The following is a 21,106-nucleotide window of genomic DNA, read 5'->3' on the forward strand; positions in this document are numbered from 1 at the left end:
CTGACGCCCAAGCGAAAGCCCCGCCGCACCACCGACCGGCGCACCGCACCCCTTGAGACGAAAGAACCCCGGCACAGGCCGGGGTCCCAGGTCAGATCACATTCGCGGGCCGTTGCGCCGGTCTATGGCGCTCACCCCGCCCGGGCAGGGCCAGGCCTCACGCCTCGTCGTCCTCATCCGCGGCGCCGGCCCCGCCACGGCCCCGGAACCCGGTCGCCACCACGAACTTCTCCGACGAGTCGGAACGGGAGGACGGCGGCTTCATGTGGTGCACCTTGGTGAAGTTCTGCTTCAGCAGCTTCTGCAGCTCTCCCTCCGCGCCCCCGGCCAGCACCTTCGCCACGAAGGTCCCGCCCTCGCTCAGCACGTCGAAGGCAAGGTAGGCTGCCGCCTCGCAAAGCGCGATGATCCGCAGGTGGTCCGTCTGCTTGTGCCCGGAAGAGGCGGCAGCCATGTCGCTCATCACCACGTCGGCCTCACCGCCCAGCCATTCCTTGACCTGCAGATCGGCATCGTCGCTCATGAAGTCCAGCTGGTGGACCTCGGCCCCCGGGATCTCGTCCACCTCCTGCAGGTCGACGCCGATGATCCGGCCCACGGCCTTGCCCTTCTTCTCGCCCAGCGCGTTGATCCGGGGCACGGCCACCTGGATCCAGCCACCGGGGGCACAGCCCAGGTCGACCACCCGCGCGCCGTTCACCAGGAAGCGGAACTTGTCATCCAGCTCCATGATCTTGAAGGCCGCGCGCCCGCGATAGCCCTCGGCCTTGGCCCGTGCCACGTAGGGGTCATTCAGTTGCCGCTGCAGCCACCGGGTGGAGCTCAGCTTGCGGCCCCGCGCGGTCTTCACCTTCACGGTCAGATCCCGCTGTCCCCGCCCCGAGGTGTTCTTTCCGGTCGGTTTCTTCGCCACGCGCCCGCTCCATTCGTTGGCCCAAAATACTCCGGGGGAGTCGCGGCCCCGCCGCGACGGGGGCAGCGCCCCCACCCGCTCTCATCAAGAGATACGCCTAGAATAGCAAAACCGCCCCCCTGTCAAAGGGGGCGGGCTTATCCATTCCTCTCAAGGCCCCTCAGAAAGGCCCATCCTCCAGCACACCGTCCTTCGACATCTGCGCATAAAGCAGCCCCTCGCGCAGACCACGGTCCGCCACGCTCAGCCGGTCTGTCGGCCAGCAGCGCAGCAGCGCCTGCAGGATCGCCGCCCCGGACATGATCAGCGCCTGCCGGTCCTGCCCGATGCGCGGATCCTTCCGCCGCCCTTCCTCGCCCAGCTCCAGGTACCCCCGGATCACCCGGTCGATCTGGTCACTGGTCATGCGCAGCCCGTCCACCTTCGTCCGGTCGTAGCGCTTCAGGCCAAGGTGGCTCGCCGCCACCGTGGTCACGGTGCCCGAGGTCCCGATGATCTGGAACCCCTCGCGCGCCTGCTCGTCCTTGTAGGGGGCGAACTCCGCCAGGCTCTCCTCGAAGAACCAGGACATCAGCGCGAACCGCGCGCTGTCATCCTCCACGTCGCGGAACTGGTCGCGCAGCGTCGCCACGCCCAGCGGCACGGAAATCCAGTCCACCACCTTGGCGGCGGGGAACGGGCTTTCGGGCGGGTGGAACCCGGCATGCAGCCGCATGATCGCCTTCGGCCGGTCGCGCTGGGGCACGCTCGTCAGGTCGATCCAGACCAGCTCGGTCGAGCCGCCGCCGATGTCCACCACCAGCAGCTGCTCGGTCCGCGTGCTCACCAGCGGCGCACAGCTGATCACCGCCAGCCGGGCTTCTTCCTCCGGCTCGATGATCTCCAGCTTCAGGCCCGTCTCGCGACGCACCTGGTTGATGAAGCTGCGGGCATTGCAGGCCCGCCGGCAGGCTTCCGTGGCCACAAGGCGCATATGCTCCACCTTGTGTCGCTTCAGCTTCTGCTGGCAGATCCGCATGGCCTGGACCGTCCGGGCCATGGAGGACCGGGACAGCCTGCCTGACCGTTCCAGCCCGGAACCGAGCTGCACGGATTTCGAGAAACTGTCGACGACATGAAACTGAGAACCCTTGGGCTGGGCGATCAGCATGCGACAGCTGTTTGTTCCCAGATCCAGCGCAGCATAAAGCTCCGACGGATCGGGTTGTGGGGATGCGGGACTCTCGACCGGTTTCGGGAAAGCGCCCGCACCTTTGGGACGCCTGGGCGCCATGGTCGCGCCCTCCTTTTTCGTGTTGTTTTTGAAAGTAATCATTTAGCCCCCACCGCGCAAGATGGTTGCGCGGCCAACGTGATCACAGCCGCAGGACAAAGGGTGCACGCACGCACCTCCCGTAGGGTGGATGCCAATCCACCATCCTCCCACACCCCATCCCCCACAAACGCCAAACCACGCCCACACCACCACCATCCCCCCGCCACAGGTCGCATTCCCGCCGCCGAGGGTCGCGCCCGGCCTCGCCCCGGGGCGCGGGCGCGCGCAAGCTCGTCCAAAAGGACCGCCCCGATGCCCGATCTCACCATCCTCTACTGGCGCGACATCCCCGCCCAGGTCATCGTCGGCCGGGGCCGCCGCGCGGCCAAGGCGCCGCTGCCGGAACGGTTCGAACAGGCCATCGACCGCGCCGCCATGGCCTCGGGCGCCCATGGCACCGACGCCTATCTCGCCGAATGGCGCAAGGGCGATCCGAGGGAGGTCGACGGCGACCCGCAACAGGTCGCATCCGACGAAATCGCCCGGCTCGACGCCGCCTATGATCCCGAAAGGCTCAGAACGCTGATCGCCAATGGCGGCCATGCGCCCCAGGAGTGAACGCCCGCCTCATAGCCGGGCCTGACAACCGGGGCCAACAAGGACCAGACCGAAGACCAGACCACCGGAAGACCCACCGCAACGGGGCTCACCCTATCGAAGCCCGCCCCCTCTCATATCTCGGAGCCGCCCATGGCCATCCTCCCCTTCCGCCGCAGATCCGCCCCCGGGCCCTCCGCCCCGGCTGCCGCCCGCACGGCTCAGGCCAATCCCCAGCCGGGCATTTCCGCCATGCTGCAGGGCTACTCGATAGAGGTCATGCCGCGCACCGCCGCCAAGGTCGAAGATTTCCGCGCGCTCCTGCCCGAAGGCACCCGGGTCTACATCGCCCATATCGACGGCACGCCGATCTCCGACATGGTGGAAACCGCCGCCCGCCTCGCCGATGACGGGTTCGAAGTCGTGCCCCATATCCCCGCCCGGCTGATCCCCGATGCCGCCACCCTCGATGACTGGATCGCCCGCTACCAGGGGGAGGCCGGCGTGCGCGCCGCGCTCCTGCTGGCCGGGGGGCTGGCCCAGCCCAGGGGCACCTTCCACAGCTCGATGCAGCTGCTGGAAACCGGCCTCTTCGACCGTGCTGGCTTCACCCGGCTGCAGGTCGCCGGCCACCCCGAAGGCAACATGGACATCGACCCCGACGGTTCCGATGCCCAGGTCGCCGCGGCGCTGCGCTGGAAACAGGCCTTCTCCGAACGTACCGATGCGCAGATGGCGCTGGTGACGCAGTTCGCCTTCGACGCCGCCCCGGTGCTGGCCTGGTCGCGCCGCCTGCGGGACGAGGGCATCACCCTGCCCGTCCACCTGGGCCTCGCCGGCCCGGCCCGGTTGCAGACCCTGATCAAGTTCGCCGTGGCCTGCGGTGTCGGCCCCTCCCTGCGGGTGCTGCAAAAGCGCGCGATGGATATCGGCAAGCTGATGTTGCCCTATGAACCGACGGAGGTGCTCTCCGATCTCGCCGCCGCCGCCGATCGCGGGCTCATCGAACAGGTCCACCTCTTCCCCCTCGGCGGGATCTCCGCCGCCGCAGACTATGCCGCACGCCACGGCTGCGGCCCCGCCCTGCGCGCCGAAGCCTGACGCGACAGCCCGGGGTTCAAACCACCCCACCCCGTGCCTGGCCGCGCCCTCCCCTCCGGCGGTCATTGCGGGCCTCACCCGGGGCCGGCCCGGCCCCAAACCAACCGTCGTGTTACAGACGCGATACCGACGTAATACCGACGTTTTTTTCGTTTGTTTTCAAAGGAGGGGCAAATGGCCCGCACAGTCCTGGAATCCGCTTCGAAATCGGTCGTGATCGGCTTCGACGAACCCTTCTGCGTGATCGGCGAACGCATCAATCCCACGGGCCGCAAGAAGCTCGCGGCAGAGCTGGAGGCGGGTGATTTTTCCACCGTCGAACGCGACGCGCTGGAACAGGTCGCCTGCGGGGCTGCCGTGCTCGATATCAACGCCGGGGTGGTCTACAATTCCAACCCCAATCCCAATGAAACCGAACCGCCGCTGATGCGCCGGATTGTCGAACTTGTTCAAGGGCTTGTCGATGTCCCCCTCTGCATCGACAGCTCCGTTCCCGGGGCGTTGGAAGCCGGGTTGGAGGTGGCGCAGGGCCGCCCCCTGGTGAACTCCGTGACCGGCGAGGAAGAGCGCCTGGACCTCGTCCTGCCGCTGGTAAAGAAATACAACGTGCCGGTCGTGGCGATCTCCAATGACGACACCGGCATTTCCGAGGATCCGGAGGTGCGTTTCGCCGTCGCCAGGAAGATCGTCCAGCGCGCCGCGGACTACGGCATTCCCGCCCATGACATCGTTGTCGACCCCCTCGTCATGCCCGTCGGCGCTATGGCCACGGCCGGGCGCCAAGTCTTTGAACTGGTGCGGAAATTGCGGGACGAACTGGGGGTGAACACGACCTGCGGCGCCTCCAACATCTCCTTCGGGCTGCCGCATCGGCACGGCGTCAACGCCGCCTTCCTGCCCATGGCGATCGGCGCCGGGATGACCTCCGCCATCATGAATCCCGTCCGCCAGCAGGAGATGGAGGCGGTGAAGGCCGCCAACCTGCTGATGAACGCCGATCCCAATGGCGGAGAGTGGATCCGCTTTTCCCGCGTGGTCGATGCCGTGGCCGAGGGCGCCAGCTTCGCCGAGGCCGCCCGTGCCTCCGCCGCCGCCGGGTCCGGCCGCAGCGGTCGCCGCCGCCGCCGCGGCTGACCCGCCCCGCGCCCGCTCCCGCGTGACCCGGTCCCGCCCAAAGGGCCCTGCTGCCTGCCAGCAGGGCCTGAAATCATTTCGGCCCCCCGGAACTTTTCCTTTCTTTTCATAAATTTGTCGCCGCCGCTTCAGGCATCGCCTGCAAAAGCCGTGCAAAGACCGCTCCAGCGTAACCTCGTCTTAACACGCCCGGACCTATGACCTTCGTGACGCAATGGAACGATGGGAGTCTGGCATGTATTCGCCTCGCCTTCTGGACACCGGCAGGTGGCCATGACAGAGCCGCTGGTCCTTCACCCCAAGCTGGATCTGCCGGCAGCCGCCCCCCTGGCGGAGGAACTCAGGGCGCGGCTCGACGGCGATGTCGTCGTCGATGGCGCGCAGGTCACGCATCTCGGCGCCCTCTGCCTGCAGGTGCTCCTCGCCGCCGCGGCCTCCCTGCGCGGCAAGGGACACGCAATCACCTTCACCAACTTCAGCGACAAGGTCGTCGAACAGATGGCCCAGATGGGCTTTTCCCCGGAAACCCTGGCGGAGGGCAAGGCATGAGTCTCAAGGTTCTGGCCGTCGATGACAGCCGCACCATGCGCGACATGATCCGCATGGCCCTGATGCCCGCAGGCTTCGACGTTCACCTGGCCGAAGATGGTGTTCACGGGATCGAGGTCCTGGATGGCCTGGGTCCCGACGCGATCATCACCGACATCAACATGCCGCGCATGGATGGCTTCGGTTTCATCGACGCCGTCCGCGAGCAGGAGGAACACCGGGCCACGCCCATCCTCGTGCTGACCACAGAAAGCGCGCCGGAACTGAAGATGCGCGCCCGCGAGGCCGGTGCAACGGGTTGGATTGTCAAACCTTTTGACCCTGCCAAGCTCGTCAAGGCCCTGCAGATGGTTGCCGGCTAGAGGAGGGCTGGAAATGTCCGATCAGAACGACCCGATGGCGGAAATCCGCGCCTCGTTCTTCATCGAGTGCGAGGAACTGCTGGAAGCGCTGCAGGATGGCCTGCAGGAAATGGACGAGGGCAGCGAAGATCCGGAAACGATCAACGTCGTCTTCCGCGCCGTCCATTCGATCAAGGGCGGCGCCGGCGCTTTCGGGCTGGAGGCGCTGGTTCGTTTCGCGCACCGCTACGAGACCGTTCTGGACGAGGTGCGCAACGGGGCACTTCATCCCGACAGCGAGGCGATGAAGCTCTTCTTCCTGGCTGCGGATCACCTGTCGGACCTCGTGCGCGCCTGTCGTGACGATACCCCCCTGCCCGAAGCTACCAGCGAGGAACTGCTGGAACGTCTCGACGCCCTGCTGGGCGAGGAAGGCGGCAGCGAGGAGGTTGAGGCAGAGGATTTTCAGCCCCTGGGCCTGGGCCTCGCGCTCGACCTGCCGGACCTTGCCCCTACAACCAACCGCTTCACCATCCGCTTCAAACCGGACCAGGAGCTCTTCGCCACCGGCAACGAACCCCTGATGCTGCTGCGCAATCTTTGCGATCTGGGCGAAGCAGAGGTGCGCTGTGTCTACGACGACCTCCCCTCGTTGGAGGAGCTCGCGCCGGAGACCCCTTACATCGAATGGCTGGTGGAGCTTGAGACGGAAGCGGCAGAGCCGGAGATCCGCGATGTCTTCGAATTCGTGGACGGGCTGTGCGAGATCGAGATCACCGGTGAAGACGGCGCAGAAGCGGCCGATCCCGCACCCGACGAAGACAGGCCCGAAGGCCTGCCCCCGTCAGCCGACACCCCCAAACCCGAGGCACCTGAAACCGACGCACCGGAGGACAGCGCCCCGGTGGTTGCCGTGGTTCCCCCCGCCTCCGCAGAGGCCAAGGAACCTGCCGATCCGGAGCAGAAGAAATCCGGCGCGGGTCAGGCAAAATCCGTGGTCCGTGTGGATCTTGAGCGGATCGAACGGCTTGTGAACCTCGTGGGGGAACTGGTTATCAACCAGGCCATGCTGTCGCAAAGCCTGGACGAGGCCGGCCTCTCCCCCCACTCCGACGCCATGAACGGGCTGGAGGAATTTCAGCGCCTGACCCGCGACATCCAGGACAGCGTGATGATGATCCGCGCGCAGCCTGTGAAGTCGCTCTTCCAGCGCATGTCGCGCATCGTGCGTGAAGCCTCTGCAGCGGTCGAAAAGGAAGTGCGCCTCGTGACCGACGGCGAAGCGACCGAGGTCGACAAGACGGTCATCGAACGCCTGGCCGATCCGCTGACGCACATGATCCGCAACGCCGTGGACCATGGGCTGGAAACGGCAGAGACCAGGCAGGAGCTCGGCAAGCCCCGTGCAGGCACAGTGACCCTGACCGCAGCGCACCGGTCCGGGCGCGTCATCATCGAGGTCGCGGACGACGGCGCGGGCATCAACCGAAAGCGAGTGCAGGAAATTGCCGTCACCAAGGGCCTCATTGCCCCGGATGTTCAGCTTTCCGACGGCGAAATCGACAACCTCCTGTTCCTGCCCGGTTTCTCGACCGCGAAGACGGTCTCGAACCTTTCGGGGCGCGGCGTCGGCATGGATGTGGTCAAGACCTCCATCCAAAGCCTCGGCGGCAGGATCTCCATCGCTTCGGAACCCGGAAAGGGCACGACCTTCTCCATCAGCCTCCCGCTCACGCTGGCGGTGCTGGACGGGATGGTGGTCAACGTTGCGGGGGAAACCCTTGTCCTACCCCTGAACGTGGTCGTCGAAACCCTCTCCCTTGGCCCCGACGATGTGCAGATGTTGCGGCCCGGGTCCTACGTCGTCCGCGTGCGCGGCGGCTTCGTCCCGCTCTACGATCTGGGCGTGATGCTGGGCTATCGACATACCCGCAAGACCGACGAAGGCTCCATCGTCCTGCTCATCGTCCTGGAAGACGGCAGCCGGGCGGCCCTGGTGATCGACGGGATCCAGGATCAGCGCCAAGTCGTCATCAAGGGGCTCGACGACAGTTTCTACAGGGCGCCGGGCATCGCCGCGGCGACCATCCTGGGCGATGGTCAAATCGCCCTAATCCTCGATCCGGCCGACGTGATTGCCGGCATGGGCCACATGCGCGGTGCGGATCTCATGTTTTCTGAAAGGATGATCGCCAATGAGTGAACAGGGCCAGAACAAGGACCTCGAACTTCTGACCTTCCGCGTCGCGGATCAGGAGTATTCGCTGGACATCATGTCGGTTCGGGAAATCCGCGGCTGGACCCGGACGACGCCGATGCCCCATGCGCCGGACTACATGCGCGGCGTCATCAACCTGCGCGGCACGGTCCTGCCGGTGATGGATCTTGCGCGGCGTCTCAACCAGCCGTCGCAGGAAACCAATGACCGCAACGTGATCATCGTGGTCAAGCTGCACGGGACCCTGACCGGCCTCCTGGTCGATGCCGTGTCCGATATCGTCGCCATCACCGAGGACGAGTTGCAACCGCCCCCCGACATGTCCTCCGATCCCTCCCTCTCGGTCGTGCGCGCCCTGACGGTGATCGACGACCGGATGATCCGGGTGCTTGATCTCAACGCCGTGGTGCCCGTTTCAAGCGATGAGGCCGCATGACGCGCGGGGGTTCCGATACGACGTCCATGGCGATGGATGCGAAGTCCTTCGCAGCGATCGCCACCATGGCCAAGCAGGAAGCCGGGCTTGTCCTGGCGGAGGGCAAGATGACCATGGTCCAGTCGAGGCTGCGCAAGCGGCTGATGGCCACGGGTCAGCCCAGCTATGAAAGCTATTGTCGCTTCGTGTCCTCTTCCGAAGGGGAGGAAGAGCGCCGCTACATGATCTCCGCGCTGACGACCAACGTCTCGCACTTCTTCAGGGAGTCCCATCACTTCGACATTCTGCGCGAAAAGATCGTCCCGGTCATGCTGCAACGGGCGCGGGCCGGCCATCGGATCCGCATATGGTCTGCCGGCTGCTCTTCCGGGCAGGAGCCCTATTCGATCTCGATGTGCCTGCACCAGGCCGCGCCGGATCTCGTCGGTCGAGATATCCTGATCCTGGGGACGGATATCGACCCCGCCATCCTGCAGAAAGCCACCGACGCGGTCTATTCGGAACAGCAGATTGCCGGAATACCGTCGGACATGCTGAGCAACTACATGGAACGGGACGCGCGCAGCGGCCACTACCGGGTCAGCGACCAGATCCGCAGGATCGTCCGCTTCAAGGAGCTCAACCTGCTGCGCGACTGGCCGATGAAGGGTCAGTTCGATGTCATCTTCTGCCGCAACGTGGTGATCTACTTCGATGCGGCGACCCAGGCGTCGCTCTGGCCCCGCTTCCGCCAGCGGCTGGCCGACGGCAACTGGATTTTTCTCGGCCATTCCGAGCGGATTTCGGATTCGGCCATGCATCTCTTCGAACCCAATGGAATGACCGCCTACAGGGCGGCCGGTCCCAAGGCATCCTAAGTCGGGAAGGAACGATCGATGGCTCTCAGAGACCAGATCAGAATCATGGTCGTGGACGATATGTCCACCAGCCGCGGCCTCATCACCCAGGCCCTGGACGCTTTCGGAATCCGCAATGTGGCCACCTCTGCCGATGGGCCAACCGCCCTGAAGACCCTGGAAGCCAAGCCTGTTCACCTGGTGATTTCAGATTTCAACATGCCGGGCATGGATGGCCTGCAACTGCTGCATCAACTGCGCACCGGGGCCAAGACGAAAGGGGTGGGGTTCATCCTGATCACCGGCAAGGCCGACAAGGCGATCATCGACAAGGGCAAGCAGCTCGGCATGAACAACTTCCTGAAAAAGCCGTTTGAACCCAATGACCTGCGCAGCTGCATCGAGGCCGTGGTCGGGCGACTGTAAAACGATGTCCCGCGCACCCTCCCCTAAAATGCCCGCCGGCGATCCGGGCCACGTCAATCTTCCCGCCCCGGAGCTGGCAGAGATCCTGGCGGGCCAGGTCTCCGGCCTGCGCTCGCTCACAACGGGCCTGGAAGATGCGCTTTCGGCCAGCCTTTGCAGCTGCAAACCCCTGACGGAGGATGCTTTCCTGACCCTGCAGCGCATCGACTACATGCGTCAGGCCCTGAAGGACCTGGAAGGCATCCTGCTGCGGTTCGGTCCCGCACTGGACTGGGCAGAGGGGCATCACCTGACCCACGAGGCACTCCACGAAACCGTCGATATGGGAGATTCCATCAAGCCCATCCTAAAGGCGTCCGGAAACCGCCCGCAGGAAGAGGAACCGCCCTCGCACGGTGCGGGTGACCTCGACCTCTGGTGATCGCCCCCTGTCCGGTGGCAGCCCGTGCCCTTGGGCAAAGCCGCCGCGACACTGTCCAACAAGCGGGCAAGCAGACGCCATTGCGCAACACCCCGGGCCAACCGGGCCGTTGCCGCACCAACAGATGCTCGACAAAGGATCACTACTCGGGCTAAACCCGCCGGGTAATGAATTTCTGTCGGCTCTGAACCTGGCGCGCGCCCCATATTCTTAGGCGTCCCACAGGGCCATGTTTGTCGGGGGGGACCGAAAAGGATGATGCGTCGGGAATATCTCGAGCTGCTCACCAACGCGCCCTCGATCGAAGCGCTTTGGGACCTGCATTGTCGCCGCATGGCCGAATACGGCTTCGATCGCCTGCTTTATGGTTTCACCCGCTACCGCACCGCCACTTCCCTGGGCGATCCTGAAGACTTCGTCATCCTGACCAATCATACCGAGGCCTATCGCAAGGCCTTTCTGGAGCATGGCCTGTACTTCCACGCGCCGATGGTACGCTGGGCGCTGGATAACGAGGGCGATTGTTCCTGGCGCATCCTGGGAGAGATGACCGCTGCCGGTGTCCTGACCGAGAGTGAGCGCAAGGTCATAGAATTCAACCGGTCGATGGGCGTGACCGCCGGCTACTCCATCTCGTTCAAGAGCATTTCGCCCCGCACCAAGGGGGCCATCGCGCTGACTGCCCGCCCGGGGATGAGCCAGGACGAGGTCGACGCTGTCTGGGCGGATCATGGCCGCGACATCGTCATCATGAACAATGTCGCCCATCTGAAGATCCTGACCCTGCCCTATTCCGGCCCCGCGCGGGAGCTGACCCGACGCCAGCGGGAGGCCCTGCAGTGGGTGGGCGACGGCAAGACGACCCAGGATATCGCGCTCCTGATGGGGCTGACGACTGCCACGGTGGAAAAGCACCTTCGCCTTGCGAGAGAGAATCTCAACGTTGAAACGACAGCCCAGGCCGTTCTGAAGGCGGCCTTCCTAAATCAGATGTTCATATTCGATGCCTGACGTTGATTCCATACCTTCACGGGGGTATGGAATTCCTGCCTTTCGGACTGATTCCTGTAAGTGTTTGGGATCAGGTAAGGTTTCCCTTACTTCCCGTCAGGCGACAAACACAGCATTCTGCAGATGTTCCGTGAGTGGTGGCTTTGAGCCATGGAACATTCGGATCGGATCCTTGCGATACCAAGGCTCTGCGGTCCGACCGGGAGACCGGAGCCGGTTGGGGGGTGTATTGGTCCACCCTCCAATCTGGCACTCGGCGGGGTGATCGTACCATCCCCATTCGACGAAACCCCTGCCAAATGGCGGTGCCGGTTGTCCCGACCGGCACCGTTTTTGCGTCTGGCTGTCAGCACTGCGGCGCAGCGGCGCCCGGCCTGAACCCCGTGCCGATGGAGCGCCAAGCAAAAAGCGTCAGGATCAGGATTCCGATACCCGCGACGTAAAACGGCATGGTCAACGCCAGGTGCCGCGGCATGACCCCTTCGCTGACCTGTACCACCAGCCCCGAAAGCGTCAGGCCCACGGGCATCATGCCCCAGGACGCCATCCGGTACAGCGAATTCACCCGCCCCCGCATTTCGTCCGGCACCGCGCGCTGCCGGAAGGAGACGGAGACGGTATCCCAGAGCAGTCCCAGGAAGGAAAAGAGCATCAGGCTCAGGGCCAGGCCGAAACCGCCCGAGGCCACGGGCACCAGCAGGAAGGCAACCGCACACAGGAGCGACGAGTACTGGGCGACCAACGCCCCGCCCATGCGCCGGATCACCGGCGCCGCGATAAGACCGGCCAGGATCCCGCCGCAGGCCCCGGCCGAAAGGATCAACCCGAAACTGCCGGCCTCCAGCCCAAGGTTTTCCTGGGCAAAGAGAACCAGGGCCACGACGACCATCTGGTGCAGGCCGTTGAAAACACCGGTAAAGATCGCCAGAAGGCGCAGCATCGGGTGTTTCATCAGGAACCCTGCGCCCTCGGCCAGTTCCCGTCGCCAGTGACGTCGGGGCGGCGGGGCGGAACGGCGCCGCAGGTCCAGCCCCATCAGCAAGAGCGCCGCCAGAAGGTAGGCCACCGCATTCAGCAGGAACGGCAGCGGCAGCGAGGCCGCGATCAGAAAGGCCCCGATGGCCGGCCCCAGCAGGGTGTTCCCGACAAGTTCGACCGTCCAGAACTGGGCATTGGCCTTCTCCAGCTGGTCGTCTGGCACGAGCGATGGCACGATTGTCTGCGCGGCCGTGTCCCGAAACACCTCTGCCACCCCGATCAGCGCGGCACAGCCGGCAAGAAGCGCGAAGAGACCGGCGTTTGTCGTCCCGTGGTCCGGTGGTTCGCCCAGGGGAAGCGCCTGCCAGATCGCAGCCGCCGCCAGGCCAAAGGCAAGCCCCCGCGCGACATCCATCGTCAGCAACAGCTTCTTCCGGCTCGCGCGGTCGGTCACGATCCCTGCCGGCATCGCGAACAGGAACCAGGGAAGGCGCAACGCCACGGGCATCATCGTGATCAGCAGCGGGTCCCGCGTGAGGTGAGAGGCAAGCCAGGTCCAGGCAAGAGTGGCCACCCCATCCCCGAGATTGGTCAACCCGCCCGCCAGCAGAAAACGCCGAAACATCGAAACACCATCGGACATGCGCCGTCCCTCCCTCCATCTTCAGTCGAAGGCTACCCCCTCAACCGTGGTAGAGCTCAAGGTCAAAATCGGAAATGTCCTCAAGGCCTTGCCAAATCCCTACGCGCACGCACAGAAAAAGGGCCGGGATTTCCCGGCCCTTTTGCAAATCTCGGAAGCTCGCCGCAGCGCGAGGGGATCAGCCCTGAGCAGCCTTGGCCACTTCAGCTGCGAAATCCTCTTCCTTCTTCTCGATGCCTTCACCGACCTGCAGGCGGATGAACCCGGTGATGGTCGCGCCGGCTTCCTTGGCAGCCTGCTCGACGGTCAGGTCGGGGTTCACGACGAAGTTCTGGCCCAGCAGGGTGACTTCCGCCAGGAACTTCTTCATGCGGCCTTCGATCATCTTCTCGATCACGGCTTCCGGCTTGCCGGATTCACGCGCGATGTCGATCTGAACCTGACGCTCATGCTCGACCACGGCGGAGTCCAGCTCTGCTTCGTTCAGCGCGGCCGGGTTGACGGCTGCGATGTGCATTGCAACCTGCTTGCCGAAGGCTTCGTCGCCACCGGTCATGGCAACCAGCACGCCGATCTGGCCGAGGCCGGGGGCAGCTGCGTTGTGCACGTAGGACGAAACGACATCACCCTCGATCTTCGCCATCCGGCGCAGGGTCATGTTTTCACCGATCTTCGCGATCTTGTCGGTCAGCAGTTCGGAAACCTTCTTGCCTGCGACGTCGGCTTCGGCCAGGGCTTCGACGGTGTCGACACCAGTCGCGGCGGTTGCGATAGCAGCAACCATTTCCTGGAATTCGGCGTTCTTCGCGACGAAGTCGGTTTCGGCGTTAACCTCGACAGCCACACCGACGCCACCGTTCACTTCGACGGCCACCAGGCCTTCGGCAGCGGTACGGTCGGATTTCTTGGCAGCTTTCGCCAGGCCCTTGGTGCGCAGCCAGTCGATGGCGGCTTCCATGTCGCCGTCGGTCTCGGTCAGCGCCTTCTTGGCATCCATCATGCCTGCGCCGGTCATCTCGCGCAGTTCTTTAACCTGTGCAGCAGTGATCGCCATGGGGTGATCTCCTTACGGTCTGAAATAGGGTCCGGCCGCCGTTACCATGCGGCCGGTGACAGTTCTGTAACGGACCGGCTTACGCCTGTGCTTCCGCTTCCGCAGCTTCGGCGGCCAGGGCTTCTTCTTCGTAGCCCTCGACCAGCTCGCCAACGTCGACGCCGGCGGCGCCCAGCTGGGCGGTCATGCCGTCAAGCGCAGCGCGGGAGGCCAGGTCGCAGTAGAGGGAGATCGCGCGGGCCGCGTCGTCGTTGCCCGGGATGATGTAATCCACGCCCTCGGGGGAGCAGTTGGTGTCGACGATGGCGACGACCGGAATGCCCAGCTTCTTGGCTTCGGCGATGGCCAGCTGCTCTTTCTTCACGTCGATGATGAAGAGCAGGTCGGGAATGCCGCCCATTTCACGGATGCCGCCCAGGGAGGCCTGCAGTTTGGCCTGCTCGCGCTCCATGCCCAGACGCTCTTTCTTGGTCAGGCCTTCGGCGCCGCCTTCCATCTTCTCGTCGATTTCCTTCAGACGGTTGATGGACTGGGACACGGTTTTCCAGTTGGTGAGCGTGCCGCCCAGCCAGCGGTGGTTCATGTAGTATTGTGCGCACTTTTCAGCGGCTTCGGCGATCGGCGCGGAGGCCTGACGCTTGGTGCCGACGAAGAGGACACGGCCGCCCTTGGCGACGGTCTCGCGGATGACGTTCAGAGCAGCGTCCAGCATCGGGACGGTCTGGGTCAGGTCGAGGATGTGAATGCCGTTGCGCGCGCCGTAGATGAACTCGCCCATGCGGGGGTTCCAACGCTGCGTCTGGTGGCCGAAGTGCACGCCAGCTTCGAGCAGCTGACGCATGGAGAACTCGGGAAGAGCCATGCTTCTTTTCCTTTCCGGTTTGCGCCTTGGCGGGGGTGTGAACCTTATGGTCAACCGGTGGACGCATGGGGATGTCTCCCCCATGGGCCCGACCCCACCTGCGGGATTGAGTGGCGCTCCTATAGAGCCAATCGCGCGGGGGCGCAACCCTTGCCTGCAAAGTGGCGCCGGTCAGGCCTTATCCCCGGCCAACGGACGAGCCCGCGACCTGTCAGGCGAAGGCCAGCCCGATCGCGGCGAGCGATGCAACGATGGCCACAGGCGCCCTCAGCCGTCGTGGCAACCTGGCTTCCCCGTCCTGCCAGTGACCGACCAGGACGAAGACAGCGAGAAGGGTCCAGATTTCCGCAATGAAAAGGCCCGCACTGCCCCCAAGGAAGACCGCGATCTCGTTCCGCACCGGAAGCCCCCCTGCCGTCAACACCGCAGCATACCCCACCCCGTGAACTGCACCTGACAGGGCCACGAAGATCTGTCGCGGTCTTCCAAGCTCCTTTTTGCCCAGATAGCTCAGCGCCAAAAGGATGGTCGTGGCGGCAACGATCAGCGGCAGATGCTCCTGCAGGCCAGCGACAGGCGCTGGCAGGGCGGCCCGCGCACCGACGAGCCAGGACAGCACGACACTGTGACCCGCAGCATAGGCCAGCAGCCCCCGGATCTGCCGCCCGGATCCCAGGTGCCCCAACAGAAGAACCACCAGGAAAAGCAGATAGGCCGGCGACCAGGACAGGATCAGCGCGAACCCTGTCGGAATGTAGGAAAGCGCCACCGGAAGTGCGGACCGGATAACGCCCCCCTCTGCAGCCAGTAGGGGCGCGGTGTCTCCCGGCTGCATCAGAAGCGTCAGGGCCCCGTCCGGATCCGCACCAGCCGCCGGAACCTGATGGAGAACCATCATGCCCAGCTTCTCCGCCCACGGCAGGCGGTATTGCACGCGACCCGGAGGCAACGTCCCCGAAAGGTCCAGCCTGACAAGGCCCGCAAGGCTGTCCGGCACGGCGACCGCGTCAAGTTGCAGCGTGATGAAACGCTCCTGCCCGTCATCAACCTCGAAAAACGGAGAAAGTCGCGGCCAGGCGTCTTCGATCCAGGCCTCGCTGCCCGCGCCTTCGGGTTGGCTTGTCGGCAAAAGGGACAACAACTTTTCGGGCGCAGTCACAAGGCTGACCGAAAGGGCCCTGTCCTGCGCGGACACCGTGACGACAGAAGGAAGCCCCTCTTGCCCCAGGGCGTCACCGCCCTGCCCGTCGGCGGCCATCGCGGGCACGGCGAAAAGGCACTGGAAAAACATCACCACCAGGATGAGGTTGCACCGGATCCCGGCTTTGCGCCCCGGGCGCGCCCCTCCGGTCGGGCTATTCAGAAACGTCACGCCAACAACTCCGGCAACTGGTTACTTCCATGACGCAGGGCCATGGGCGGACGGCAACAGGCGCATCCGGTGGCAAAGGCATATCGCAATTTCAGGTTAGCGCCACAAAAATCCACCCAAGAGCATACGCAAGCGCAGGTTCCCGCTCAGCCGGCATGGCACATGACGCGACACCGCCGCTGCACGCCAAGGCTTGCGCCCCGCCGCATTCGCGGCGACAAGAGCGCATGACGCCTCATTCCGACAACAGCCCGGACATCCTCTGCATCGGATCGGTGCTCTGGGACATCATCGGCCGTTCGGCCAGCCATATGCGACAGGGTTCCGACGTTCCGGGGCGCATCACGCGCCTGCCCGGCGGCGTCGCCATGAACATCGCCATGACCCTCGCGCGCTTCGGCATGCGCCCGGCCCTCCTGACCGCGATCGGCCAGGACCCGGAGGGCGATGAACTGATCCGCGCCTGCACCGATCTGGGCATGGAAACGGCGCATGTCTACCGGTCCGAGGATCTGCCGACAGACCGCTACATGGCCGTCGAAGGGGCCAATGGCCTGATCGCGGCCATCGCCGATGCCCATTCGCTCGAAGCGGCCGGCGCCAAGATCCTGCGCCCCCTGTCGGACGGCACCCTTGCCAGCGCCGCCGCGCCCTATGCCGGGCCCGTGGCCCTGGACGGGAACCTGACCCTCTCCCTGCTGGAAGAGATCGCGGCCTCGCCCCTTTTTGCGGAGGCAGACCTGAGGGTCGCCCCGGCCTCTCCCGGCAAGGCGGAGCGGCTCCGCCCTTTCCTGACCCGCAACCGCGCCCTGCTCTACGTCAACCTCGAAGAGGCCGGGCTGCTCTGTCAGCGCGAATTCACGACGGCCGAGGCCGCGGCCACCGGCCTGATCGAACGCGGCGCCAACCGTGTCCTGGTGACCGACGGCGGCCGCCTGGCTTGCGATGCCTCTTCCGATGGCCTCGTCACCGGCTGCCCGCCCGAGGTGCTGGTGACCCGGGTGACCGGCGCCGGCGATACGTTCATGGCGGCGCATATCGTCGCCGAAGCCCAGGGCTGCAACCGGCAGGAGGCGCTGGATCGCGCCCTCGGCGCCGCCGCCCGCTACGTTTCCGGAGAGACCGGCCTCTAGGCCCTCTCCGCCCAAGACCATCCTGAAGGACCTCCCCATGCTCAAGCTCTCCAAATCTGCGGAACTGGTTGCCGCGCAGGCCCAGGGCCGTGCCGTCGTCGCCCTGGAAAGCACGATCATCACCCACGGCATGCCCTACCCCCAGAACCTGGAAACCGCCCGCCAGGTCGAGGCCGATATCCGCGAAGCCGGCGCCGTGCCCGCCACCATGGCGGTGATCGACGGCACGCTGCACGCCGGCCTCGAAGCCCATGAACTCGAAGCGCTGGCACAGCGCAGTGACGTGGCCAAGCTTTCCCGCGCCGACATGGCGGCCTGCATGGCCACCGGCGGCACCGGCGCCACCACGGTGGCCGCGACGATGATCGCCGCCCGCCTGGCGGGTATCGAGGTCTTCGCAACCGGCGGCATCGGCGGCGTGCACCGCGGGGCCGAGCTCAGCTTCGACATCTCCGCCGACCTCAAGGAACTGGCCGAAACCCCTGTCACCGTCGTGGCGGCAGGGCCCAAGGCCATTCTCGACATCCCCAAGACCATGGAAGTGCTGGAAACCTACGGCGTTCCCGTCATCGCCTACGGTCAGGCGGAACTGCCCGCCTTCTGGTCCCGCAGCTCCGGCCTGACGGCGCCGCTGTCGATGGACACGGCAGCCGACATCGCCGCGGCGCACCGCATGCGCGGCGCCCTGGGCCTGCCCGGTGGCCAACTGGTCGCGAACCCCGTCCCCGAAGCGGATGAGATCCCCCGCGCGGAGATCGACCCGATCATCGCCCAGGCGCTCTCCGAAGCAGAGGCGCAGGGCATCACCGCCAAGGAAGTCACCCCCTTCCTGCTGCAGCGCATGTTCGAACTGACCGAGGGCCGCTCCCTCGTCACCAATATCGCGCTGGTCCGCAACAATGCCCGCCTTGCCGCGGCGATTGCCCAAGCCTTGACCTGAACCCCGGCCCTGCGAACCTGGGGTAAGGTTCGGTCAGCCATTTCTCCGGCGCCCCATTGCGGGCGCCGGTCAAGGTGCATAGGTTACTGAGCCGAAACCCCTTTCGCGACATCGAGATGAACGATCCCCTGAACGAGACCCCCGCACCTGCCCCGCGCGCTGGCATCTTTGCCCGGCTGCGCTCCTCCTTCCTGACGGGGATCGTCGTCATCGCGCCTGTCGCGCTGACGCTCTGGCTGCTCTGGACCATGCTGGGCTGGGTCGACGGTTTCGTCCTGCCGCTGGTGCCCGAACGCTTCCAGCCCGAACAATACATCGGCATCAACCTGCGCGGTGTCGGGATCATCTTCTTCCTGGTCTTCACGATCCTCATCGGCTGGATCGCCAAGGGGCTGATCGGCCGTTCGCTGATCCGCTACGGCGAAAGCGTCGTTGATCGCATGCCCTTCGTGCGTTCGATCTATTCCGGCGCGAAACAGATCGCGGAAACCGTCTTCGCCCAGTCCGAACGCAGCTTCGAAGAAGCCTGCCTGGTGCAGTATCCCCGCAAGGGCGTCTGGGCCATCGGCTTCGTCTCGACCGAGGCGAAGGGCGAAATCTCCACCCGCGCCGAGACCGGATCGCAACTGCTGTCGATCTTCGTGCCCACCACGCCGAACCCGACGTCCGGCTTCCTGCTCTTCTTCCCCGAAGAGGACGTGATCAAGCTCGACATGACGATCGAAGACGCGGCGAAATTGGTGATCTCTGCCGGACTGGTCTACCCGAACGCCAGCGATCCCTCGAAGCCCGCACGCCGGTCCTGATCTGATCCTGATCGCGCGCGCGGGCCCTGTCCGTCAGGTGAACATCTCTTTCAGATCAATCGTCGAATGCTCGTTCAGCGCGGATCGGTTTTCCGACAGGAACCGATCCGCCGTCCTGCGCCCCGCTTCCTTCAACGTGGTCAGCAGGTAGCCGTTGGGGAACATTTTCGTCGCGACCGAAAGATCCTGCATCACCTCGTCTTCCGAGATCCAGTGCACCAGGATGCGCTTCTTCTCCGCCGTGGTGACCTTCCCCTCCTCCAGCAGCCGCTGCACGAACTCCACTGCGCGCAATTCCCGCAGCAGGGAGGAGTTGAAGCTGATCTCGTTGATCCGGTTTTGGATCTGAGCAGGCAGCATAGGCAACTCGTCCCGCTCCATCGGGTTCAGCGATACGATCAGAACGTCATCGGGCAGATGCGACTTGAACAGGGGGAAGAGCGCCGGGTTCCCCGCGTAGCCGCCATCCCAGAAGGCTTCCTCCCGGCCTGATTTCTCGTCGAAGAACTCGATCGCGGTGAAAATCGTCGGCAGGCAGGCCGAGGCCAGGATCGCCTCCGCCGTCACCTCCTTGCCTTCGAAGACGCGGATCTTGCCATCCCGCACCTTGGTGGCAGAGATGAACAGCTCCGGCCCGTCGCACCCGCAGACCGCGTCGAAATCGAACCGCTCCACGATGGGGCGCAGCGGATTGCGGTAGAAGGGGCCAAGCGCATAGGGCGTCGTCACCAGCGACAGCATGTCGGCCACCTGCCCCGCCAGGGAATATTCCACGGCCTTGCCGATTTCCCGCGTGCCGGGCAGAGGCAGCCCGGCCAGGAACCAGGGCCAGAAGCCCTGTTCTTCCACCGCACCCATCTGGCTCCAGAACCAGTCGAGCTCCTCACGCGCGCCCTGGCGCCCGTTCTTCGCCCAGCCAGCCTTCAGCGCGGCGCCGTTCATCGCTCCGGCCGAGGTGCCCGAGATGCCGCCGAATTCCAGCCCCTCGTCCTCCAGCAGCCGATCCAGCACGCCCCAGGTAAAGGCCCCGTGGGCGCCGCCGCCCTGAAGGGCCAGGTTGATCCGTTTCGTCTCGGCCATAGCAGCCTCCCAGGACTGAAGACGGGGCGCCGTGATGGCGCCCCGCACGGGTCAAAGCGCGGTCCAGCCTCCGTCGATGCTGATCGTGGTGCCGGTGATCTGTTCCGCCGCAGTCGAACAGAGGAAGGCCACCGTGCCCCCGATCTGTTCGGTGGTCGCGAATTCCTTGGACGGCTGGCGTTCCAGCAGGACATCGCGCACCACATCTTCGCGGGACATGTCGTATTTCTTCATCGTGTCCGGGATCTGCGCCTCCACCAGGGGGGTCAGAACGTAGCCCGGGCAGATCGCGTTGCAGGTGATCGGCACTTCGGCCGTCTCCAGCGCCACGGTCTTGGTCAGGCCGACAATACCGTGCTTGGCGCTGACATAGGCCGACTTGAAGGGGCTCGCGGTCAGACCGTGGGCCGAGGCGATGTTGACCACCCGGCCCCAGCCCTTTTCACGCATGCCCGGAAGGGCCGCCGCGATGGTGTGGAACGAACTGGTCAGGTTGATCGCGATGATCGCGTCCCATTTCGCAACGGGAAAATCCTCGATTGCCGACACATGCTGGATCCCGGCGTTATTGACCAGGATATCGCAGCCCCCGGCCTTTTCGATCAGGGCGCGGCATTCCTCGCCCTTGGACATGTCGGCCTTGATGTAGCGCACCTCGGTGCCGTATTTCGCCGCCATCTCCTCTGCCATCTTGTGGTCTTCGTCGGTGTCGGTGAAAGAGTTCAGCACCACCTTGGCGCCTGCCTTGGCCAGCTCCTCCGCGACCCCCAGGCCGATGCCGCTGGTCGATCCGGTCACGATCGCCGTCTTGCCGCTTACACTCATTGGTCTCTCCTCATCTCTCCGGGCGCACCCGGTCGAGGCTGACAATAATGCTGCGAATGCGAAAAGCGAGGGAAAGCCGCCCTGCCGTCGCGGGCTCGTGCAAATTCATGAACGGCGCGTGTCCGCCCGAACCGCCCGCCGGAGCCGCGCAAGACAGGCGAAACGGCAGCGCATC

General features: G+C 65.1%; 22 protein-coding genes. 14 read left to right on the forward strand and 8 right to left on the reverse strand.

The annotated features are described in order from the left end of the window. Positions 1-157: 157 nt before the first annotated feature. Entirely contained in the window at positions 158-913 is a 756-nt protein-coding gene (locus AC2IR1_RS13360) for an RlmE family RNA methyltransferase (RefSeq protein WP_486472460.1), read from the reverse strand. Between the two features lie 160 nt (positions 914-1,073). Further along, entirely contained in the window at positions 1,074-2,186 is a 1,113-nt protein-coding gene (locus tag AC2IR1_RS13365) for a Ppx/GppA phosphatase family protein (protein ID WP_486472461.1), read from the reverse strand. Between the two features lie 294 nt (positions 2,187-2,480). On the opposite strand from AC2IR1_RS13365, the gene AC2IR1_RS13370 reads away from it, so the two are divergent. The 11 genes from AC2IR1_RS13370 to AC2IR1_RS13420 all read left to right on the forward strand — a co-directional run bounded on the left by AC2IR1_RS13370 (position 2,481) and on the right by AC2IR1_RS13420 (position 11,238). Next, a complete protein-coding gene (locus tag AC2IR1_RS13370; RefSeq protein WP_486472462.1) occupies positions 2,481-2,786 on the forward strand; it encodes a virulence factor in 306 nt (101 codons plus the stop codon). A gap of 132 nt (positions 2,787-2,918) precedes the next feature. Then, positions 2,919-3,866 (forward strand): methylenetetrahydrofolate reductase, encoded by a 948-nt coding sequence (locus tag AC2IR1_RS13375; RefSeq protein ID WP_486472463.1) that lies wholly within the window; start codon positions 2,919-2,921, stop codon positions 3,864-3,866. Between the two features lie 174 nt (positions 3,867-4,040). Beyond that, the gene (locus AC2IR1_RS13380; protein ID WP_486472464.1) at positions 4,041-5,000 is read left to right on the forward strand and encodes a methyltetrahydrofolate cobalamin methyltransferase; all 960 of its coding nucleotides are present in this window, start codon (positions 4,041-4,043) and stop codon (positions 4,998-5,000) included. Positions 5,001-5,273: 273 nt separating this feature from the next. Then, positions 5,274-5,549: an STAS domain-containing protein gene (locus AC2IR1_RS13385; RefSeq protein WP_486472465.1), complete on the forward strand. Its 276-nt coding sequence runs from the start codon at positions 5,274-5,276 to the stop codon at positions 5,547-5,549. Then, entirely contained in the window at positions 5,546-5,911 is a 366-nt protein-coding gene (locus AC2IR1_RS13390; RefSeq protein WP_486472466.1) for a response regulator, read from the forward strand. The genes AC2IR1_RS13385 and AC2IR1_RS13390 overlap by 4 nt, the downstream gene beginning before the upstream one ends. Before the next feature lie 13 nt (positions 5,912-5,924). Further along, the gene (locus AC2IR1_RS13395; RefSeq protein WP_486472467.1) at positions 5,925-8,093 is read left to right on the forward strand and encodes a chemotaxis protein CheA; all 2,169 of its coding nucleotides are present in this window, start codon (positions 5,925-5,927) and stop codon (positions 8,091-8,093) included. Then, positions 8,086-8,544, forward strand: coding sequence for a chemotaxis protein CheW (locus tag AC2IR1_RS13400; protein ID WP_486472468.1), 459 nt, complete (start codon positions 8,086-8,088; stop codon positions 8,542-8,544). Before AC2IR1_RS13395 ends, AC2IR1_RS13400 begins: the two co-directional genes overlap by 8 nt. Next, complete coding sequence (locus tag AC2IR1_RS13405; protein WP_486472469.1) at positions 8,541-9,401, forward strand: CheR family methyltransferase; 861 nt, start codon at positions 8,541-8,543, stop codon at positions 9,399-9,401. The genes AC2IR1_RS13400 and AC2IR1_RS13405 overlap by 4 nt, the downstream gene beginning before the upstream one ends. A gap of 18 nt (positions 9,402-9,419) precedes the next feature. Next, positions 9,420-9,806: a response regulator gene (locus tag AC2IR1_RS13410; RefSeq protein WP_486472470.1), complete on the forward strand. Its 387-nt coding sequence runs from the start codon at positions 9,420-9,422 to the stop codon at positions 9,804-9,806. A gap of 4 nt (positions 9,807-9,810) precedes the next feature. Then, positions 9,811-10,227, forward strand: a complete 417-nt coding sequence (locus tag AC2IR1_RS13415; protein ID WP_486472471.1) for a hypothetical protein — start codon at positions 9,811-9,813, stop codon at positions 10,225-10,227. Positions 10,228-10,482: 255 nt separating this feature from the next. After that, a complete protein-coding gene (locus AC2IR1_RS13420; RefSeq protein WP_486472472.1) occupies positions 10,483-11,238 on the forward strand; it encodes a LuxR family transcriptional regulator in 756 nt (251 codons plus the stop codon). Between the two features lie 346 nt (positions 11,239-11,584). On the opposite strand, the gene AC2IR1_RS13425 is transcribed toward AC2IR1_RS13420, so the two are convergent. From AC2IR1_RS13425 to AC2IR1_RS13440, 4 genes are all read right to left on the reverse strand, one after another. Further along, positions 11,585-12,859 carry an MFS transporter gene (locus AC2IR1_RS13425; protein ID WP_486472473.1) on the reverse strand — a complete coding sequence of 425 codons (1,275 nt, stop codon included), beginning with the start codon at positions 12,857-12,859 and terminating at the stop codon, positions 11,585-11,587. A 178-nt stretch (positions 12,860-13,037) separates the two neighbouring features. Further along, the gene (gene tsf, locus AC2IR1_RS13430) at positions 13,038-13,913 is read right to left on the reverse strand and encodes a translation elongation factor Ts (RefSeq protein WP_486472474.1); all 876 of its coding nucleotides are present in this window, start codon (positions 13,911-13,913) and stop codon (positions 13,038-13,040) included. A gap of 79 nt (positions 13,914-13,992) precedes the next feature. Beyond that, a complete protein-coding gene (gene rpsB / locus AC2IR1_RS13435) occupies positions 13,993-14,775 on the reverse strand; it encodes a 30S ribosomal protein S2 (RefSeq protein WP_486472475.1) in 783 nt (260 codons plus the stop codon). Positions 14,776-14,986: 211 nt separating this feature from the next. Next, the gene (locus AC2IR1_RS13440; RefSeq protein WP_486472476.1) at positions 14,987-16,147 is read right to left on the reverse strand and encodes a HupE/UreJ family protein; all 1,161 of its coding nucleotides are present in this window, start codon (positions 16,145-16,147) and stop codon (positions 14,987-14,989) included. A gap of 227 nt (positions 16,148-16,374) precedes the next feature. Between AC2IR1_RS13440 and AC2IR1_RS13445 the strand changes: the two genes are divergently transcribed. The 3 genes from AC2IR1_RS13445 (at position 16,375) to AC2IR1_RS13455 (ending at position 19,026) form a co-directional block, all read left to right on the forward strand. Continuing rightward, positions 16,375-17,280: a PfkB family carbohydrate kinase gene (locus tag AC2IR1_RS13445; RefSeq protein ID WP_486472477.1), complete on the forward strand. Its 906-nt coding sequence runs from the start codon at positions 16,375-16,377 to the stop codon at positions 17,278-17,280. 37 nt (positions 17,281-17,317) lie between these two features. Then, on the forward strand, positions 17,318-18,220 hold the full coding sequence (locus AC2IR1_RS13450) for a pseudouridine-5'-phosphate glycosidase (RefSeq protein ID WP_486472478.1): 903 nt from the start codon (positions 17,318-17,320) through the stop codon (positions 18,218-18,220). A 116-nt stretch (positions 18,221-18,336) separates the two neighbouring features. Beyond that, complete coding sequence (locus AC2IR1_RS13455) at positions 18,337-19,026, forward strand: DUF502 domain-containing protein (RefSeq protein ID WP_486472479.1); 690 nt, start codon at positions 18,337-18,339, stop codon at positions 19,024-19,026. Between the two features lie 33 nt (positions 19,027-19,059). On the opposite strand, the gene AC2IR1_RS13460 is transcribed toward AC2IR1_RS13455, so the two are convergent. After that, complete coding sequence (locus tag AC2IR1_RS13460) at positions 19,060-20,106, reverse strand: patatin-like phospholipase family protein (RefSeq protein ID WP_486472480.1); 1,047 nt, start codon at positions 20,104-20,106, stop codon at positions 19,060-19,062. Between the two features lie 51 nt (positions 20,107-20,157). Then, positions 20,158-20,931, reverse strand: coding sequence for a 3-hydroxybutyrate dehydrogenase (locus AC2IR1_RS13465; RefSeq protein ID WP_486472481.1), 774 nt, complete (start codon positions 20,929-20,931; stop codon positions 20,158-20,160). Positions 20,932-21,106: the final 175 nt, after the last annotated feature.

It is taken from the genome of Pseudooceanicola sp. NS-SX8 (assembly GCF_057380755.1).

What these genes read in the sequence shown, in the direction of transcription:
- AC2IR1_RS13420 (WP_486472472.1), top strand. Translation starts at nt 10,483, where the DNA reads ATGATGCGTCGGGAATATCTCGAGCTGCTCACCAACGCGCCCTCGATC.
- AC2IR1_RS13400 (WP_486472468.1), top strand. Translation starts at nt 8,086, where the DNA reads ATGAGTGAACAGGGCCAGAACAAGGACCTCGAACTTCTGACCTTCCGC.
- AC2IR1_RS13380 (WP_486472464.1), top strand. Translation starts at nt 4,041, where the DNA reads ATGGCCCGCACAGTCCTGGAATCCGCTTCGAAATCGGTCGTGATCGGC.
- AC2IR1_RS13370 (WP_486472462.1), top strand. Translation starts at nt 2,481, where the DNA reads ATGCCCGATCTCACCATCCTCTACTGGCGCGACATCCCCGCCCAGGTC.
- AC2IR1_RS13390 (WP_486472466.1), top strand. Translation starts at nt 5,546, where the DNA reads ATGAGTCTCAAGGTTCTGGCCGTCGATGACAGCCGCACCATGCGCGAC.
- AC2IR1_RS13445 (WP_486472477.1), top strand. Translation starts at nt 16,375, where the DNA reads ATGACGCCTCATTCCGACAACAGCCCGGACATCCTCTGCATCGGATCG.
- AC2IR1_RS13405 (WP_486472469.1), top strand. Translation starts at nt 8,541, where the DNA reads ATGACGCGCGGGGGTTCCGATACGACGTCCATGGCGATGGATGCGAAG.
- AC2IR1_RS13365 (WP_486472461.1), bottom strand. Translation starts at nt 2,186, where the DNA reads ATGGCGCCCAGGCGTCCCAAAGGTGCGGGCGCTTTCCCGAAACCGGTC.
- tsf (WP_486472474.1), bottom strand. Translation starts at nt 13,913, where the DNA reads ATGGCGATCACTGCTGCACAGGTTAAAGAACTGCGCGAGATGACCGGC.
- AC2IR1_RS13450 (WP_486472478.1), top strand. Translation starts at nt 17,318, where the DNA reads ATGCTCAAGCTCTCCAAATCTGCGGAACTGGTTGCCGCGCAGGCCCAG.
- AC2IR1_RS13410 (WP_486472470.1), top strand. Translation starts at nt 9,420, where the DNA reads ATGGCTCTCAGAGACCAGATCAGAATCATGGTCGTGGACGATATGTCC.
- AC2IR1_RS13375 (WP_486472463.1), top strand. Translation starts at nt 2,919, where the DNA reads ATGGCCATCCTCCCCTTCCGCCGCAGATCCGCCCCCGGGCCCTCCGCC.
- AC2IR1_RS13460 (WP_486472480.1), bottom strand. Translation starts at nt 20,106, where the DNA reads ATGGCCGAGACGAAACGGATCAACCTGGCCCTTCAGGGCGGCGGCGCC.
- rpsB (WP_486472475.1), bottom strand. Translation starts at nt 14,775, where the DNA reads ATGGCTCTTCCCGAGTTCTCCATGCGTCAGCTGCTCGAAGCTGGCGTG.
- AC2IR1_RS13425 (WP_486472473.1), bottom strand. Translation starts at nt 12,859, where the DNA reads ATGTCCGATGGTGTTTCGATGTTTCGGCGTTTTCTGCTGGCGGGCGGG.
- AC2IR1_RS13465 (WP_486472481.1), bottom strand. Translation starts at nt 20,931, where the DNA reads ATGAGTGTAAGCGGCAAGACGGCGATCGTGACCGGATCGACCAGCGGC.
- AC2IR1_RS13455 (WP_486472479.1), top strand. Translation starts at nt 18,337, where the DNA reads ATGAACGATCCCCTGAACGAGACCCCCGCACCTGCCCCGCGCGCTGGC.
- AC2IR1_RS13415 (WP_486472471.1), top strand. Translation starts at nt 9,811, where the DNA reads ATGTCCCGCGCACCCTCCCCTAAAATGCCCGCCGGCGATCCGGGCCAC.
- AC2IR1_RS13385 (WP_486472465.1), top strand. Translation starts at nt 5,274, where the DNA reads ATGACAGAGCCGCTGGTCCTTCACCCCAAGCTGGATCTGCCGGCAGCC.
- AC2IR1_RS13395 (WP_486472467.1), top strand. Translation starts at nt 5,925, where the DNA reads ATGTCCGATCAGAACGACCCGATGGCGGAAATCCGCGCCTCGTTCTTC.